14 protein-coding genes are annotated in these 15433 nt (G+C 37.9%); 7 read left to right on the top strand and 7 right to left on the bottom strand.

Going from position 1 to position 15433, the window contains the following annotated elements; genetic code table 11:
* Positions 1–103 precede the first annotated feature (103 nt).
* From AC07YT_RS21795 to uvrC, 4 genes are all read left to right on the top strand, one after another.
* Positions 104–2323 (top strand): transglycosylase domain-containing protein, encoded by a 2220-nt coding sequence (locus AC07YT_RS21795; RefSeq protein ID WP_086547940.1) that lies wholly within the window; start codon positions 104–106, stop codon positions 2321–2323.
* 77 nt (positions 2324–2400) lie between these two features.
* Positions 2401–2631: a hypothetical protein gene (locus AC07YT_RS21790; protein WP_086547941.1), complete on the top strand. Its 231-nt coding sequence runs from the start codon at positions 2401–2403 to the stop codon at positions 2629–2631.
* Between the two features lie 8 nt (positions 2632–2639).
* Positions 2640–3002, top strand: coding sequence for a type II toxin-antitoxin system VapC family toxin (locus AC07YT_RS21785; RefSeq protein WP_494945521.1), 363 nt, complete (start codon positions 2640–2642; stop codon positions 3000–3002).
* Positions 3003–3034: 32 nt separating this feature from the next.
* Positions 3035–4837, top strand: coding sequence for an excinuclease ABC subunit UvrC (uvrC, locus tag AC07YT_RS21780; RefSeq protein ID WP_086547943.1), 1803 nt, complete (start codon positions 3035–3037; stop codon positions 4835–4837).
* 108 nt (positions 4838–4945) lie between these two features.
* Here uvrC and porN read toward each other — a convergent pair whose 3' ends face one another.
* The 6 genes from porN to AC07YT_RS21750 form a co-directional block, all read right to left on the bottom strand.
* The gene (porN, locus tag AC07YT_RS21775) at positions 4946–5860 is read right to left on the bottom strand and encodes a type IX secretion system ring subunit PorN/GldN (protein ID WP_086547944.1); all 915 of its coding nucleotides are present in this window, start codon (positions 5858–5860) and stop codon (positions 4946–4948) included.
* A gap of 7 nt (positions 5861–5867) precedes the next feature.
* A complete protein-coding gene (gene porM, locus AC07YT_RS21770) occupies positions 5868–7400 on the bottom strand; it encodes a type IX secretion system motor protein PorM/GldM (protein WP_086547945.1) in 1533 nt (510 codons plus the stop codon).
* A gap of 42 nt (positions 7401–7442) precedes the next feature.
* Positions 7443–8246 carry a type IX secretion system motor protein PorL/GldL gene (gene porL / locus AC07YT_RS21765; protein ID WP_086547946.1) on the bottom strand — a complete coding sequence of 268 codons (804 nt, stop codon included), beginning with the start codon at positions 8244–8246 and terminating at the stop codon, positions 7443–7445.
* Between the two features lie 40 nt (positions 8247–8286).
* Positions 8287–9612 carry a T9SS ring complex lipoprotein PorK/GldK gene (porK, locus tag AC07YT_RS21760; protein WP_086549431.1) on the bottom strand — a complete coding sequence of 442 codons (1326 nt, stop codon included), beginning with the start codon at positions 9610–9612 and terminating at the stop codon, positions 8287–8289.
* 225 nt (positions 9613–9837) lie between these two features.
* Positions 9838–10608 carry a uroporphyrinogen-III synthase gene (locus AC07YT_RS21755; RefSeq protein ID WP_086547947.1) on the bottom strand — a complete coding sequence of 257 codons (771 nt, stop codon included), beginning with the start codon at positions 10606–10608 and terminating at the stop codon, positions 9838–9840.
* Between the two features lie 14 nt (positions 10609–10622).
* Positions 10623–11600, bottom strand: coding sequence for a DUF4271 domain-containing protein (locus tag AC07YT_RS21750; protein ID WP_086547948.1), 978 nt, complete (start codon positions 11598–11600; stop codon positions 10623–10625).
* 124 nt (positions 11601–11724) lie between these two features.
* Here AC07YT_RS21750 and AC07YT_RS21745 point away from each other — a divergent pair, with 124 nt between their 5' ends.
* Positions 11725–11952: a hypothetical protein gene (locus tag AC07YT_RS21745; protein WP_086547949.1), complete on the top strand. Its 228-nt coding sequence runs from the start codon at positions 11725–11727 to the stop codon at positions 11950–11952.
* A gap of 152 nt (positions 11953–12104) precedes the next feature.
* Here the strand turns inward: AC07YT_RS21745 and AC07YT_RS21740 are convergent, their stop codons facing one another.
* Positions 12105–12785: a hypothetical protein gene (locus AC07YT_RS21740; protein ID WP_086547950.1), complete on the bottom strand. Its 681-nt coding sequence runs from the start codon at positions 12783–12785 to the stop codon at positions 12105–12107.
* 464 nt (positions 12786–13249) lie between these two features.
* Between AC07YT_RS21740 and hemW the strand changes: the two genes are divergently transcribed.
* Both hemW and AC07YT_RS21730 read left to right on the top strand, forming a co-directional pair.
* Positions 13250–14383, top strand: a complete 1134-nt coding sequence (hemW, locus tag AC07YT_RS21735) for a radical SAM family heme chaperone HemW (protein WP_086547951.1) — start codon at positions 13250–13252, stop codon at positions 14381–14383.
* Between the two features lie 93 nt (positions 14384–14476).
* Positions 14477–15259 (top strand): SDR family oxidoreductase, encoded by a 783-nt coding sequence (locus tag AC07YT_RS21730; RefSeq protein WP_086547952.1) that lies wholly within the window; start codon positions 14477–14479, stop codon positions 15257–15259.
* Positions 15260–15433 lie beyond the last annotated feature (174 nt).

Below are 15433 nucleotides of genomic sequence, written 5' to 3'. Positions count from 1 at the left end.
AGCATGATTTGAGCCGGTGGTGAAAAACCTGTTCTATAAAAAATTAATAAATTTGCATCCAAAATCTTCTATTCTGGAGATTAATGGAAAATAACAATACAAAATGAATAAGTCCCTTTCTGCACAAGAAACAAAAAGATATAGTTTAATCATCTGGAAAATATTAATCGGGGGAATTGCCCTGTTTGCGATTTTCATTTCGATGATCGGTTTGGGGCTTTTTGGTGCATTACCTTCCTTCAGAGATATCGAACACCCTAAAAGTAATCAGGCTTCAGAAATTATTGCTGAGGATGGTCGTCCCTTAGGTACTTATTTTGTTCAGAACAGATCGAATGTGACTTATAAGGAAATTTCTGAAAATGTAATTAATGGATTAATCGCAACAGAAGATACCCGTTTTAAAGAACACTCGGGCATCGATTTTAAACGTACTTTTACCATCATCGGTTACAATTTAATTGGCAAAAAACAAGGTGCGAGTACCATTACACAGCAATTGGCTAAAAACCTTTTCCCAAGAGAATCGAACCTGAATTTTTTCTCCCTGGTATTAACCAAGTTTAAAGAGTGGATAGTTGCCGTTAAATTAGAACGGAACTATACCAAAGAAGAAATTATTACCATGTATTTAAATACAGTCGATTTTGGTAACCAGGCTTATGGCATTAAATCGGCCGCAAGGGTTTATTTCAATACCACGCCCGATAAATTAACCTTAACACAGGCAGCAACTTTAGTGGGCATGCAAAAAGGGATTACCATGTATTCGCCAACACGTCATCCTGAGCGCTCGAGAGACCGTAGAAATACCGTAATGGCGATGATGGTTAAATCTGAGCTCTTAACCCAACAGGAATTCGATGAGCAAAAAGAGAAACCTTTAAACCTGCATTTTAATGCCGCAACCGTTAACGATGGTATTGCACCTTACTTCCGTTCTGTATTGAAGAATGATATCAAAACCATTTTTCAGGAGCAGTCGATTACCAAACCTGATGGCACACCTTACGATTTAGATCGCGATGGTTTGAAAATTTATACCACATTGAATTATGATATGCAGGTATACGCCGAAGAAGCGCAAAAAGAATATATGAAGATTCTACAGGCGCAGTTTATCGCCAGCTGGAAAGGCAGAAACCCTTTTAAAGATAAAGCTTTACAGATTGAACAGGGTATTAAACGCTCTGATCGTTACAAATCGTTAAAACTGGAAGGTAAATCGGACGATGAAATTAAAGACGATTTTAACACCAAAACAGAAATGACCATTTTTACCTGGAAAGGTAATATTGATACGGTAATGAAACCGATCGACTCTGTGCGTTATTATAAAATGTTGTTGCGCAATGCGATGATGACGATGGATCCAACCAATGGCCATGTAAAAGCATGGGTTGGCGGGATTAACTATGAGCATTTTAAATACGATCAGGTTAAAATGGGCACCAGACAAGTGGGCTCAACTGCAAAACCATTTACTTACGCCGTAGCTATTGAAAATGGATATTCGCCATGTTACACCGTACCCAACGTGCCAGTAACGATTGATGGCTATGGAGAACCATGGACGCCAAGAAACTCAGGCAAACCTTTACCTGGTAATATCACTTTACAGAAGGCATTGGCCTACTCACAAAACTTTGTTACCGCTTATTTAATGAAACAGGTTGGTCCGGTTGCGGTATCTACCTTAGCGACCAAAATGGGAATTCCTAACGTTCCGGCGTTTCCATCCATTTGTTTGGGAACATTCGATTCGTCGATTTATAATATGGTTGGCGCATATGGTGCTTTTGCAAACAAGGGAACCTATACCAAACCCATTTATTTATTAAGAATTGAAGATAAAAACGGGGTGGTATTGTTTTCTCAAAAGGAGATACCAAAGCCGATTATGAGCGAGGAAGTTGCCTATATAATGACCAGAATGCTTAAAGGTGTAGTCACCAACGGAACCGGTTCGAGATTAAATTATAAATACCATGTAAATGCACCAGTAGGTGCCAAAACAGGAACGACGCAGAATAACTCTGACGGCTGGTTTATGGCCATTACCCCTCAATTGGTAACTGGCATCTGGACGGGCTGCGAAGATAGGGCATTCCACTTTATCAGTACCAATCAGGGTGAAGGTGCCAATACCGCGCTACCAATTTTTGCAGGTTTTATCAAAAGAGTATACGCCAATCCTGCTTTAAAAATTAGTCATGCTGATTTTGAGGCACCAAAATCAGGTGTTTCCATCACCTACGATTGCAATCAATACCAGCAACAGGAAGAAGGCGCAACCGAATTGGATGAGAAGTTGGGATTCTAGGTACTATAGTCATTCCAAAAGTTTTCAGGTAAACTATTCGAGATAAATATTAAATTTGTAATAGAAAATTGAAATATATGAGAGTTACACTAGAAATATCAAATTTTGATGAGATGGAAAAACTCCTTTCTTTATTTCAGACTATGAAATTAGAAAATATTAAAATAATTTCTTCACAGCAGGATAGTAAGCCCAATATATTAAAAGGGGATAAAGCACTTAATCCTAAAGAACTTTTTGGTATATGGAAGGACTCACCAAGAAATTTAGAAGATATAAGGGATAAAGCATGGGATCGTAAAAAATAATTATGATTTTGTGTGACACTAATATTTTAATACATGCTTTCAATGGTAATACCTCAACCATCGAAATATTGGAAGAAATAGGTTTCAAAAACATTCTGCTCTCATCAATTACGACCATGGAACTTTTGCAGGGCATGGGAAATAAAGTAGAGCTAGCGCAGATGAAGAAAAAGATCAAGTATTACGATATTATCCATTTTGACAACTATATATCTCAGAAATCCGTAGAACTTATCGAAAACTTCAAACTAAGTCATCATCTTCAAATACCAGATGCAATCATTGGGGCAACAGCTATTGTAAATAAAATTGAATTGTTTACTTATAACAAAAAAGATTTCGATTTTATGCCTAACATTATTCTTTATTAAAAATTACCTAATTTTTGCTCCTTTAATTTCCCATGAGCAGTTTCGACCATAAAACAGCATTAACCGCAATTCCGCATAAACCCGGTGTTTACCAATATTGGGATGCTGATGGAAAGCTGATGTATATTGGAAAGGCTAAAGACCTGCGCAACCGTGTGGGCTCTTATTTTAATAGTGACAGAAACCAGTTTAATGGCAAAACAAGGGTACTGGTATCCAAAATACGTAAAATTACTTTCACTATTGTTGATACGGAGATTGATGCCTGGTTACTTGAAAACAGCTTAATTAAAAAACATCAGCCAAAATTTAACATCAACCTAAAGGATGATAAAACTTATCCATGGATTATTGTTAAAAACGAGAATTATCCCCGAATCTACTGGACAAGGAAAGTGATTAAAGATGGCTCTACCTATTTTGGCCCTTATGGCTCGATAGGTATGATGCATACTATTTTGGATCTGATTAAGGAAACGTATCCGTTACGTACCTGCACTTTGCCCTTAACAGAGAAAAATATCGCTGAAGGAAAATTTAAAGTTTGTTTGGAGTATCAAATCGGCAATTGTAAGGGCCCTTGTCAAAACTACCAGACCGAAACCGACTACGATAAAAACATAGGGGAGATCAAAGAAATCCTGAATGGCAAAATCGGAAATGTTATCCGTGACGTTAAAGGAATCATCAAATCAGCTTCAGAAAACCTGAACTTCGAACTGGCGCATCAGTATGCAAGGAGATTAGAAGTACTGGAGAAATACCAGAGCAAATCAACCGTGGTAAATAGCGCCATCACCAATGTAGATGTAGTCAGTATTGCATCAGATGAACGTTATGCTTTTGTGAACTACCTGAAGGTGATGAACGGAACGATTATTCAGACGCAGACCATCGAGGTTAAAAAACAGCTCGACGAAAGTGATGATGAGATTTTAACCCTGGCCATGTTAGAGTTCAGAACGAAATTCAAAAGTACCTCTAAAGAAATTATTGTTCCTTTTGAGCCTTCGTTAGAAGATGAAAGTTTAAAATTTACCGTTCCTAAACTGGGCGAAAAGAAAAAACTCTTAGAACTTTCGCAGAAGAATGTATTGTTTTTCAAAAAAGAGAAACTCAATCAATACGAAAAGTTAAACCCCGATTTACGCACCGATCGTATTTTAACGACCATGCAGAAAGATCTGCGCTTAACGCAGCTTCCAAAACATATAGAATGCTTTGATAACTCCAACTTTCAGGGAAAATATCCGGTTTCGGCGATCGTTGTTTTTAAAGATGCAAAACCATCAAAGAAAGACTACCGCCATTTTAATGTGAAAACGGTAGAGGGTCCTAACGATTTCGCGACTATGGAAGAAGCTGTTTTCCGTCGCTACAGGAGAATGTTAGATGAAAACCAGACTTTGCCTCAGCTCATCATCATTGATGGCGGTAAAGGGCAGCTTTCGTCGGCCGTGAAGAGTTTAAAGTTATTGGGTATAGAAAACAAAGTTACCGTAATTGGTATTGCCAAACGTTTGGAAGAACTGTTCTATCCTGGCGATTCCTATCCATTGTATCTTGATAAAAAATCAGAAACCTTAAAAGTGATCCAACAGCTCCGTGATGAGGCCCACCGCTTTGGGATTACCTTCCACCGCAAGAAACGGGATCAGGGGACACTTAAAACAGAACTCGAACAGATTGAAGGTATCGGTAAAACTACTGCGGATAAATTGCTCACCCATTTTAAATCGGTTAAAAAAATCAAAGAAGCTACCGAGAAAGAGCTGGCCGAAATACTGAACAAAAAGCAGGTCATCACCCTTCAGGCTTATTTTAATCAGGAATAACGCTTTTAATCCTCATTCTTTTTGAAAAGCAATCTCAATTTCTATCATATAGTCGAAACGATATAAACAAAAAAAGCTCCGACTTTCATCGGAGCTTTTTCGTAATATTTAGTATTCCCAAAGGCCTTGTTCGTAATCAAGAACAGATTTTTTAATCCTTTCTGATTCGTACAACCTTTCTCGGGGATCGGTAATAATATCTCTGATCTTATTGTCGCCAGGATTTGACTCTTTTACAATGTAGCTGCTGAATAAGCGGCGGATAAAGAAATCATCGAAACTCAATGAAGAAGCATCGTTATTGGTATTGATCAAACGTTTCTTCGTTAAAATCTCCCTCGCCTCCGGATAGTACACCCAAAATACCGGTTGCCATTGTTTAGAAACCTCATTGTATTTTAATGGTGCTATACCTACAATACGCGGTTCGAAAACAGAACGTTTGGTATCAAAAATCCAGTCTTCTTTAATTCTGAATTTTAAGAATAACTCCGGGTTAAAATCATTAACTACCGTAGTAACCGTTCCGGTTTTATTGTTCGAAACCTCTGCTGTTCCTAAAGCCGATTTGGCTGCAGAATCTGCCGACATTGGATTAAGAAACGCATCATCTTCGTTCAACGCACTGTCAATTGGCGAGTATGCTGTTAGTTCATCTTTCTTAATTGCGGCAATTAATACATCAATCAGGCGAGATTTAGGCGATTTTAAGGCCGAGTTAACCGTATCACGTAAATCGATTTCTCTCCAGATCCGTTTTGCATAAAAAACATCCTCTTCTCTCACATCTGCCAAAGGAACCATTTCAGTACTGTCAATGTCCTTACGGGCATAAAAACCATCTTTAGGTGGTACCTTAAGTTTCTTTTTAGCTGTTTTAACTGGAGCTTTCACCGTGTCTGCCACAGGAGGTGCGGCAACTACTGGTGCAGCTTTCTTCGGTGCTAACCTGGTAGGCTTTTTTTGTGCAAAAGCAAACGTGGTTAACAACACTAAAATAGCAATACTTAAAATCCTTTTCATCTTCTTTTTATTTTACGCTAAACGCTAATGAAGGCAAAATTTTCTGACGGCCATCTGGGCCTATCGAAACAATATCTTCAAAAAACACTCTTGTACCTGGTGTAATCGAGTTTATTGCACCTTTAACCGCACCTGCGAAACTTCCACCGCTACCTGGAATGGTAACAGCATCAGAACGCGGTTTGATAATTGTTAACTTATAACGTTGTATCTTAAACTTCACATCGAAAGGAAAATCGTCAAGATCTGCCTCAATTTCAGTTTCACTTTTTAATTGTACTGAAGCTACATCGCCTCCAGCGCGGCCACCAACTTTAGCTACCGGAGTAGGAATCCCTTTAACCCTGAATTTTTGTGAGCCTAAGCTAACGGTTTTACCGGCATTGTTTGCTGATACATTGATAGAAACATCTTGTCCAACCAGGCTTCCCGGAACTTTAACATTGTAGTTCCCGTTGCTACCAGACATTGAACCGCCAGAAATGGAAGCACGAATACTTTCTAATGGAAAACCTGCTGCCGATACCGTAAATGGATTCGGAATACCGGCATAAATTACATTCAGTTTTGTTGAAGAAACCGATGCAGATGGTTTCGCTACCTGATAAGTTTGTGGTTGGGTTTTGTATTCCTTTACCTGACCATCGGTTTGGCGAACACGAACCGTACCTACCCAGGTAAACTGACCAACACTGCTGGTACCACCGCTATAAGTTCCCTTACCATCTTTAACCGATAATTTACTTCCGTTAACGGTAATATCAGGAGTAGATCTCGAATCACTAGCGGTTAAAAATACTTCAGCAGTATAAGGTTGTCCTTGAATTACATAAGAAGTAGGTGCTACTGCAACTGCCGCAAACTGATCCAAATTAACCTGTGCTTTATCCATATTTCCGAATAATTTTTTAACCACCTCTGCTTCAGCATTTTTAGTATCAGTTTGCAGTTTGGTTAAAATAGTCATTGCAGCAGTTAAAGGCGTTCCCTCACCAAAATAAGTTTCCTGCCAGTTTCCTTTTCTTTTTCTTGCCGGATCTTTAGCTTCAAGAGAGAATGATACGTTTGCCCTATCAGCCGGATCTAATAAAGAGATTAATTTTTCGCGCGTGGCGTTAATTCTCTTTTTCAACTCATCCGCTTTCTTTTGATTGATCATGATATTCTGTGCAATATCCTGATTTGATCTATTTACCAAATCCTCGGTTTCCGGATCTATTCCATCACCTGCCTGGGTAAATTCTTTTTTAATGCTTTCAATATAATTATTTAAGTCATCAGCTGCCTTCTGCGCCTGTTTTGCCTTATCGTAAATTGGCTGGGCACGGGCTGGCTCTTCTTTCAACTTCGAATTTTCGAAGGCAGAAAATAACTGATTAATACTTGTATTTACATTGTTTTTAGAGGTATCCAAACTATCGTTGATATTTTTGAATGCATCTAAAATGGTATCTGATACGTTTAAGGCGAGCATAGCCAACAATACCAAATACATGATATTGATCATCCGCTGCCTTGTTGTTTCTTTTCCGCCTGCCATGTTTGATGTAGCTTTTCCTTTAAAAATTAAAAACTAAACAAATTATACACGTGGGCCGTTCATAGCCGATAACATATTGCCATAAATTGCATTAAGCGATGATAGGTTTTTAGCCAACTTATTCACCTCTTCTTTAAACTGTTTCGAATCTTCCATCGATTCGTTAAAGTTTTGCATGGTTAATGATAAGTTTGAATAGAACTTATTCATCGATTTTAGATGCGCGCTTGAATCTTGCAATTCTAATTCATATACTGCATTTAAAGCTGATAAATTCTTAGCTAAATTGTTCACCTGATCATGGTAAGCCTGAGAATCTACACTGCTCTCGCCCATTGCTTTCAAATTAGCTGTAGCTTTATCAAAAGATGCACTTAAGTTATCAAAACCAGCTGAAGCTGTTTTAATTTTGCCAGTAAATTCGTTGGTTGCGGTAGATGCATCTGCAACATTAGAAATCGTTGCCACTTTATCACCAAAAGTACGTAAACCAGATCCTAAGCTTTCAATCAATTCAGGACCGATTTTAGCATCTGATAACATTTTATCTAAAGCTGCTGTATTCGATGCAGTTGCTGCCACTGGTCTGGCTGATGCAGTTGGTAACTCGCCTTTAAAATCTGCTTTTAATTCAGGGTAAACTCTTTCCCAAGCTGGTTCTGGCTCTGGCGGGAAAAATCCTGTTAAAAAGAATAAAAATGCTTCTACACCAAGACCAAGACCGATCATGTAGTTACCCAAAATTCCACCAATGTGTAGAATTTTAAATAACGCTCCGATAATTACAATACTTGCTCCCCATGAAATCGCTACGTGTAACCAGCCTGGTTGTTTCTTTGCTGCCATAAAATTTTGATGTTTTTCTTTAGTTTTTAGTTTGTTTGGTTTAATGTCTTAAGTCGGTACCAGGGTAAGATGAAACGCATCTGAAACCAATATATGATCTTTGTGTATCCTGATATTCGTATGTTGCTACAGCGTTTTGTAGAAAATAACCGGTGTCTTTCCACGAACCGCCTTTTACAACTTTACGTTTTTTGTATTTACTGTCGGTTGCGCCGGCATCATAAGTAAAATTCGGGTTCAAATCGTGTAATAACGGGCTTGCACCTTTATTGTAAGCGGTTAATGTCCATTCAGAAACATTACCTGCCATGTTGTACAAACCATAATCATTAGGGAAATACGACCTAACACCTACCGTATAAATACCACCATCGCTCGAATAATCGCCACGGCCTGGTTTAAAGTTAGCTTGTAAGCATCCCTTTGTATTTCTGATATAAGGACCGCCCCAAGGGTATTTGGTTTTGGTATTACCACCTCTTGCTGCATATTCAAATTCAGTTTCAGCTGGTAATCTGTAATCTGATCTAGATCCTACAGGTAATTTTCTTGCTGTAGCAACGCCATCATATAACCTGGTTCTCCAGTGAGAGAATGCTTTTGCCTGTTCCCAGCTTACACCAACCACAGGATAATCATCATATGAAGGGTGGTTGTAATAACCCCGCACCATCGGATCGTTTTGTGAATAAGAATAATCTGTTTTCCAAACCATTGTATCTGGATAAATGGCAACGGTATAACGATCGATATAATCCTGGCGTTTGCTGTTTGGATCTTTATGTCCGATAGCGGCTTTCTCCATATTTAATTCGGCATAAGAATATTCGAATTTACGAACATCTAATTCCTTTTTTCCCGGAAGCGCATCTAAACCTGAATAATACATCCCATCTAACTGGCTCACCTGAGCAGCGGCTGCGCCTCTACCTTTATTACGCCAAATGTTGGCTCCGTTTGGCCCAACTTTTTTCCAGTCGATGTATTTCTCCCCACCAACAGCAGCTGCGGCATTTCCTCTCGGGGTAATCATAAATTGTTGAGGGTTACCCATCATCGCAATCGCAATCGAATCGCGTACCCAATTGGTAAACTGGCGATATTCTGCATTGGAAATCTCCGTTTGGTCCATAAAGAACGCACTAATGGTTACCATTTTACTTGGCCCATTCTGAGAGAAAGTGATATCTTCATCCGAACCTCCCAGAGGCGTATGCCCTGGTGGCACGTAAACCATTCCTAGTGGGATTCTATCGTTTTTGAATTTTCGGTTATAAGCACCAACCAGCTCGCCTTGGCCGCCATGACCACAGCTTGCTAGCATTACAGTTATACCTACAATAGCTAGAAGGTAGATTTTCTTCATATTTTTTATAGTGTGCACAGCACGATTAGGAGCAATTTTATCAAAAATCACTGAAATTATCAACAAAAGCAAATATTTTACGTTAAATCATCACTCAAAGGCAATTAAAGTTAGATTAACTTTTTTCCAACAACCTTATATTTTGTGCAATAAAATGCGTAACTCTCTTATTAACAGTAAAGTTACGCATTTATTGTATTGACTTAAAATAAATTATTAATCGTATTATTTATTAGATATTTTGATGTAATTTTCAATAGCCATCGTCATAGATGGAACGCCCGGGGTTGGCGCAGCAATATCCACGATCAGATCCATATCGGTACAAGCCTTACTTGTGTTGGTTCCAAAAGCGGCAATCCGGGTATTATTCTGTTTAAAATCGGGGAAATTTTTAAACAAGGACTGAATACTTGAGGGACTAAAAAACGCAATAACATCGTAGAACACTTCGGCTAAATCAGATAAATCGCTCACCACTGTTTTAAACAAAACAGCAGGGGTAAAATTATACCCGCTTTTTTCCAAAAACTTCATCGTGTCTTCGGTAGCCATATCAGAGCAAGGGTATAAAAACTTCTCGTTGGCATGCTTTTTTAGTACCTCTGCTAAATCTGCTGCAGTTTGTTTACCAAAAAAGATTTTGCGCTTACGATATTGAATGTACTTCTGTAGATACAAAGCAATGGTCTCAGAAAGACAGAAATATTTCAATTCTGCCGGCACTTCATAACGCATTTCTTCACAGATTCTGAAAAAATGATCGGCTGCATTACGGCTGGTAAAAATTACCGCTGTAAAATCGGCCAGGTTAATTTTATCCTTTCTAAAGTCTCTTGCGGGTACACCTTCAACGTGAATAAAGGACCTAAAATCAACTTTTAAGTTGTGTTTTTTGGCCAAATCGTAGTAAGGAGATTTTTCTGTTTCAGGTTTTGGTAAAGTAACCAAAATACTTTTTACTTTGCGGATTCTAGAGTCGTTCTTTTCTTGCATTTTCCTTTTTCCTGCTACAGTCCTATCGTTTTAATTAGTATTAGGATAGGACATATTTCGAGGGCGCAAAAGTACAAAAATAAATGCATTCTAGAAAACTTATTATTAGAAAGTATCGTTATACCTGCCCGTAATAGTTGAAAAGCAAAAATAATGCCTAACAGCAAGAATGCCAACACGATATAAACCGCACCGTATTTAAGTGGTGATAGGGCAAAAGCAACAACTAAAGGGATAAACAGCAGCGATGCATTGAAGTAGCTGAGGTACAAAATGGAGATGTATTCGCCCACTGGCTTCTGCACATTAAACAGGTAACCCAAAAAGCGTAAAAGAACCAGTTTAAGGGCATAAAAAACAATGATAGTAATCGATATACTAAAGAAAAACTTAAATCCGTCTTTAGCCTGATACATGTCATTCCACTGGGCAACCAGAAAAAAGAACATCCCAAAAACGAAACCAAACTGCACAAACAGCAACAAAAACGGCCACGAACTAAACAGGTTATCTTCTTTATTGATATTGTTTAGAATCCGGTTACTAAAAAACGATTGCACAATGGCCGATAATTGTTTAGAAAAAGCATTTTTTAGAATCGCAAAAATAATGAGCATACCAAAAATAAATCCAAGCAAACCAACATTACCTTTTGGAATTTTTGTACCCAATTGATAAGGATTTGCCTTTTTCTTTAAGTGCTGGTATTTCTTCTGCCAGGCCAGTAAATCGAGTTTAGGGAAAAGATATTCCTTTTCGATGGTATCGAGCAGTGCCCCTTTATTGATTAAACTATCTGGCAGCACCCAGGTATGACGAACAAGCGAATCCGTTGAAAATTTCTGCCTGGCCAGTGTTGCCGAATCGGGACGATACCTTCTATACTGGTACTGATTTACCGTTACGCTATCTGTTTGAACAGGAATTTCTTGTGCTGCTACAAAATGGGTAGAACATAAAAACGCGAACAAAATGAAAATGAATTTCGGCATGCTGTAAATCAAAACTTAAGGATGCAAAAGTAGCTGAATAATCATTGTTTACCTAAAGAAAATAAGTTGATTAATTAATAACTTTAGCAATAATGGAAAAACAGTACGATATTTAATTTTAATAATGTCCAATTCAAAGAAGAAAACGCCAATAATCGGAATAACAACTGCAACTTCAGAAAAGTTAGATAAAAGACGATGGAACAAAACCTTTAGAAGAATCTCAAAAATCCTGATTATTAAACAGAAAGGGCTACCGCATAAAATTTCAGCTGTTACAAATGTTTGGAATGGAGATAAAGATGGAAAAAGATATATAAAAACTTACAGCAGCAAAGAAATGCGGAAGTAATTTCAATCAAGCATTACCATAAGTAAAGCTATTACTTGACAAAAACAACAATAAAGTAAAGCTATATCTTTACTTTTTAACATGAGTTCGATTAATAAATATGGCTTAAAATTTAAGTATCTAAACGCATAACCGTCCTTAGGAAATAAAATTTATAGATTATTTACCTGATCAATTTTCGCCACGATACTATTAAATGAATCAGTGTAGCTTTTCAAATCGGGGCTTATCCATTCCAGAATATCATGAATATCGTCTAAAACCTTGCGTGCCAAACTAAATTCTACAGTATTCCCCGAAAAACATATTGGCTCATTATGATAAATACGGTTTCTTAAAGTTCTTATTCGCAAAAGCTTTGCAGCAAGCGCAGAACGATTAATATTCTGAGGTTTATGTATAAAAGCATTGAGTGGGGCACCGCCGACAAGTATATAATGGTGATTATCAAAAAAAGCTGTCCAAAAACCGAATGTTTGTTCAGCAATTAATCGACTTGCTGTAACCACATTTCTTTTTCTTCTAATTTCAACCTCCCCCTTATCTACCTGGCCTTTTAGATAATATCTTGACGGGGCTAGAGAAAGGTGGCTCATAAAGCCGCTTTTTTGATTAATTATCCAATCATTATCCGCAAAATGTGCTGCAATTGTATTATAAACGGCATTTCTAAGAAAGGTTTCAAACAGATTCATTATGGGATAAAAAGCTTGGCAAACACGAAGATTTATCCTGTATAATTTTTGTGCCTTAACTTTCGAATTACCTGTAGCTCGAAGAAAACGATTTAATCTAGGTTGTGAAAGGTAGGATTCTAATTGAGCGTAATTCATTAAAAAATTTTGGTTTAATTATAAATATTTTTAACTTTGTCATGTTATGCTTAGTCAAGCCTCCTTTTCTTCGGAAAAGCGTAACTAAGTGAAGTTTTAAAGCCTCGGTCGCATCCGGGGCTTTCTTGTTTACAAATATACCTCAATTTTTTAGCGTATTTTGACAGGGGTTATATACATGCTTAGAAATTCATAATTGCACTTACCTTTGCCTGCGGTATTAAGATAAATATCTAGACAGGCATGTGTTTACCATTTTTAAGTTCTTTATATCTTACGCTTACTATTTGTTATTCTTGTTACTTGAAAAATGAACGATTAGCTTTATCAGTAACAAAAGTAGGTTAATTAAAATTTGCACAAAATAAGCTAGCCAAAAAACAGAAACACAACTAATTAAAAAAACAAAAACTTAACTACATCATTCTATGGTGCTTTATACCCTTATTATAAGAAATCATTAAATGTCCGGTATCTACATCCATATCCCCTTCTGTAAAAAGGCCTGTCACTATTGCGATTTTCATTTTAGCACTTCTCTAAAATATGCTGACGAAATGGTTGATGCGATCTGCAAGGAGATTAAAATGAAAAAAGATCGGATTAGCGGACAAATTGGAAGTATTTATCTGGGCGGAGGAACACCTTCTATCCTGTCTCAGGAAGCACTGCAAAAGATTTTCGATACGATTAATCATACCTTTTCAGTCGATTCAAATGCCGAAATTACGATCGAAACCAATCCGGATGATTTAACCGCGCAAAAATTAAAAGAACTGAAACAATTACCCGTTAACCGCTTTAGCGTGGGTATTCAATCTTTCTACGATGAAGATCTGACCTGGATGAACAGGGCGCACCAGGCAAAGGAAGCTGAAGGTTGTATCAGAAGAAGTCAGGATGCCGGTTTTGAAAACCTAAGCCTTGATTTAATTTATGGTTATCCTTTGCTTACAGACCAAAAATGGCTGAACAATATCCAGAAAGCAATTGAGCTGGAGGTGCCACATATTTCGGCGTACGCGCTAACGGTAGAACCCCGTACAGCTTTAGCCCACGCCATCAAAAACAAAAAACAGACACCAGTAAGCGATAACCAAAGTGCTGCTCAGTTTGTAATTTTGATGGATAAACTGGTCGATGCCGGATTTGAACACTATGAAATTTCGAATTTTGCCAAACCAGATCATTATGCCGTGCATAACACCAATTACTGGAAGGGAATAGATTACATTGGTGTCGGCCCATCGGCACACGGCTTTAACGGCCAAAACCGTTATATGAATCCTGCCAATAATGCCTTGTACATGGAAACCTTAGGCCACAACAAGCTCCCTGAAATTGTTGAAGAATTGAGTTTAAACGATAGATTTAACGAATACATCATGACTTCGTTAAGAACTATGTGGGGAACTGATTTACAAAAAATAAATACCGATTTCGGGAAAGACTTTTTAGCAGAAACAAAACATAACCTTAAAAATTTTGAGGATAAAGATTGGCTGGTGATTGACGGAGATAAAATTTGTTTAAGTCAGAACGGAAAATTATTTGCCGATCATATTGCTTCAGAATTGTTTATTGTAGGAGACGAATGAGTGAATTGAAAATGATTGAATTAGAGCATGAAGGATTTAAAAACAACATTCACTGATTCAAAACCCAATCATTCAGTATTTAATTAAAAAATTATGTCAAAAATTGTATGGATTACAGGCGCATCATCAGGTATTGGCGAGGCCCTGGTATATGAATATTTTAAAGGGGGTAACAAACTGATTATCTCAGGGAGAAATCGCGATGAGTTGTTCCGTGTAAAAGGAAACTGCCAAAACTCTTTTAATGTACATGTTCTCCCATTCGATTTGAGCGAAACGGCTACACTCGAAAACAAAGCGGCCGATGCCATCCGCATTTTTGGAAAAATAGATTTACTGATCAACAGCGGTGGCGTAAGTCAGCGGAGTTTATCACTCGAAACCAACCTGCAAACCGAACAGCAAATTATGGACACCAATTTCTGGGGAACGGTTGTTTTGAGCAAAGCGGTTTTGCCCTCGATGATAAGCAATGGTGGCGGACAACTGGTTATCATCAGTAGCCTTGTTGGGAAATTCGGCACGAAATTCCGCTCTACCTATGCGGCGTCAAAACATGCATTACATGGTTATTTCGATTCGCTCCGATCGGAAGTTTACGACAAAAACATCGATATCACGATTATCTGTCCGGGCTTTATCAAAACAAACGTTACCTACAATGCACTTACCGGAGATGGCAACCCACTTAATATGATGGGCGATGCACATGAAAATGCCATGACACCTGCTGAATGTGCCAAACAAATCGTGCTGGCTGTTAGCAACAAAAAAGAAGAGGTTTATATTGGTGGAAAAGAAACCAGAGCCGTGTTATTAAAACGCTTTTTTCCGAAGATTTTTTCTAAAAAGGTAAGAACAGCGAAGGTGAATTAGACTGGCGTTTTGCGGTGAGCGTTAAGCGTGACCAGCGATTTCCTGATGGCTTGTGGATCTGTCAAATCGTGAGTCTTGGCAAGAGCCCCCTGTTAAATAAACCCGTATTCTATGGTTTATGCAAATAAAAAGTTTTTTTTCTGAGAAGCATTACTTTAGATTTATGCAGCAGGC

Source organism: Pedobacter sp. GW460-11-11-14-TSB4, assembly GCF_059423705.1.
Note: the sequence above shows the minus strand (reverse complement) of the source record. Positions and strands in the feature narration are given on the sequence as shown.

Bases quoted from the DNA above. Each gene is read 5' to 3' on its own strand.
- uvrC (WP_086547943.1), top strand. From the start codon at position 3,035: ATGAGCAGTTTCGACCATAAAACAGCATTAACCGCAATTCCGCATAAA.
- AC07YT_RS21755 (WP_086547947.1), bottom strand. From the start codon at position 10,608: ATGCAAGAAAAGAACGACTCTAGAATCCGCAAAGTAAAAAGTATTTTG.
- AC07YT_RS21790 (WP_086547941.1), top strand. From the start codon at position 2,401: ATGAGAGTTACACTAGAAATATCAAATTTTGATGAGATGGAAAAACTC.
- AC07YT_RS21740 (WP_086547950.1), bottom strand. From the start codon at position 12,785: ATGAATTACGCTCAATTAGAATCCTACCTTTCACAACCTAGATTAAAT.
- porL (WP_086547946.1), bottom strand. From the start codon at position 8,246: ATGGCAGCAAAGAAACAACCAGGCTGGTTACACGTAGCGATTTCATGG.
- AC07YT_RS21750 (WP_086547948.1), bottom strand. From the start codon at position 11,600: ATGCCGAAATTCATTTTCATTTTGTTCGCGTTTTTATGTTCTACCCAT.
- porK (WP_086549431.1), bottom strand. From the start codon at position 9,612: ATGAAGAAAATCTACCTTCTAGCTATTGTAGGTATAACTGTAATGCTA.
- AC07YT_RS21730 (WP_086547952.1), top strand. From the start codon at position 14,477: ATGTCAAAAATTGTATGGATTACAGGCGCATCATCAGGTATTGGCGAG.
- AC07YT_RS21795 (WP_086547940.1), top strand. From the start codon at position 104: ATGAATAAGTCCCTTTCTGCACAAGAAACAAAAAGATATAGTTTAATC.
- AC07YT_RS21745 (WP_086547949.1), top strand. From the start codon at position 11,725: ATGTCCAATTCAAAGAAGAAAACGCCAATAATCGGAATAACAACTGCA.
- porN (WP_086547944.1), bottom strand. From the start codon at position 5,860: ATGAAAAGGATTTTAAGTATTGCTATTTTAGTGTTGTTAACCACGTTT.
- porM (WP_086547945.1), bottom strand. From the start codon at position 7,400: ATGGCAGGCGGAAAAGAAACAACAAGGCAGCGGATGATCAATATCATG.
- hemW (WP_086547951.1), top strand. From the start codon at position 13,250: ATGTCCGGTATCTACATCCATATCCCCTTCTGTAAAAAGGCCTGTCAC.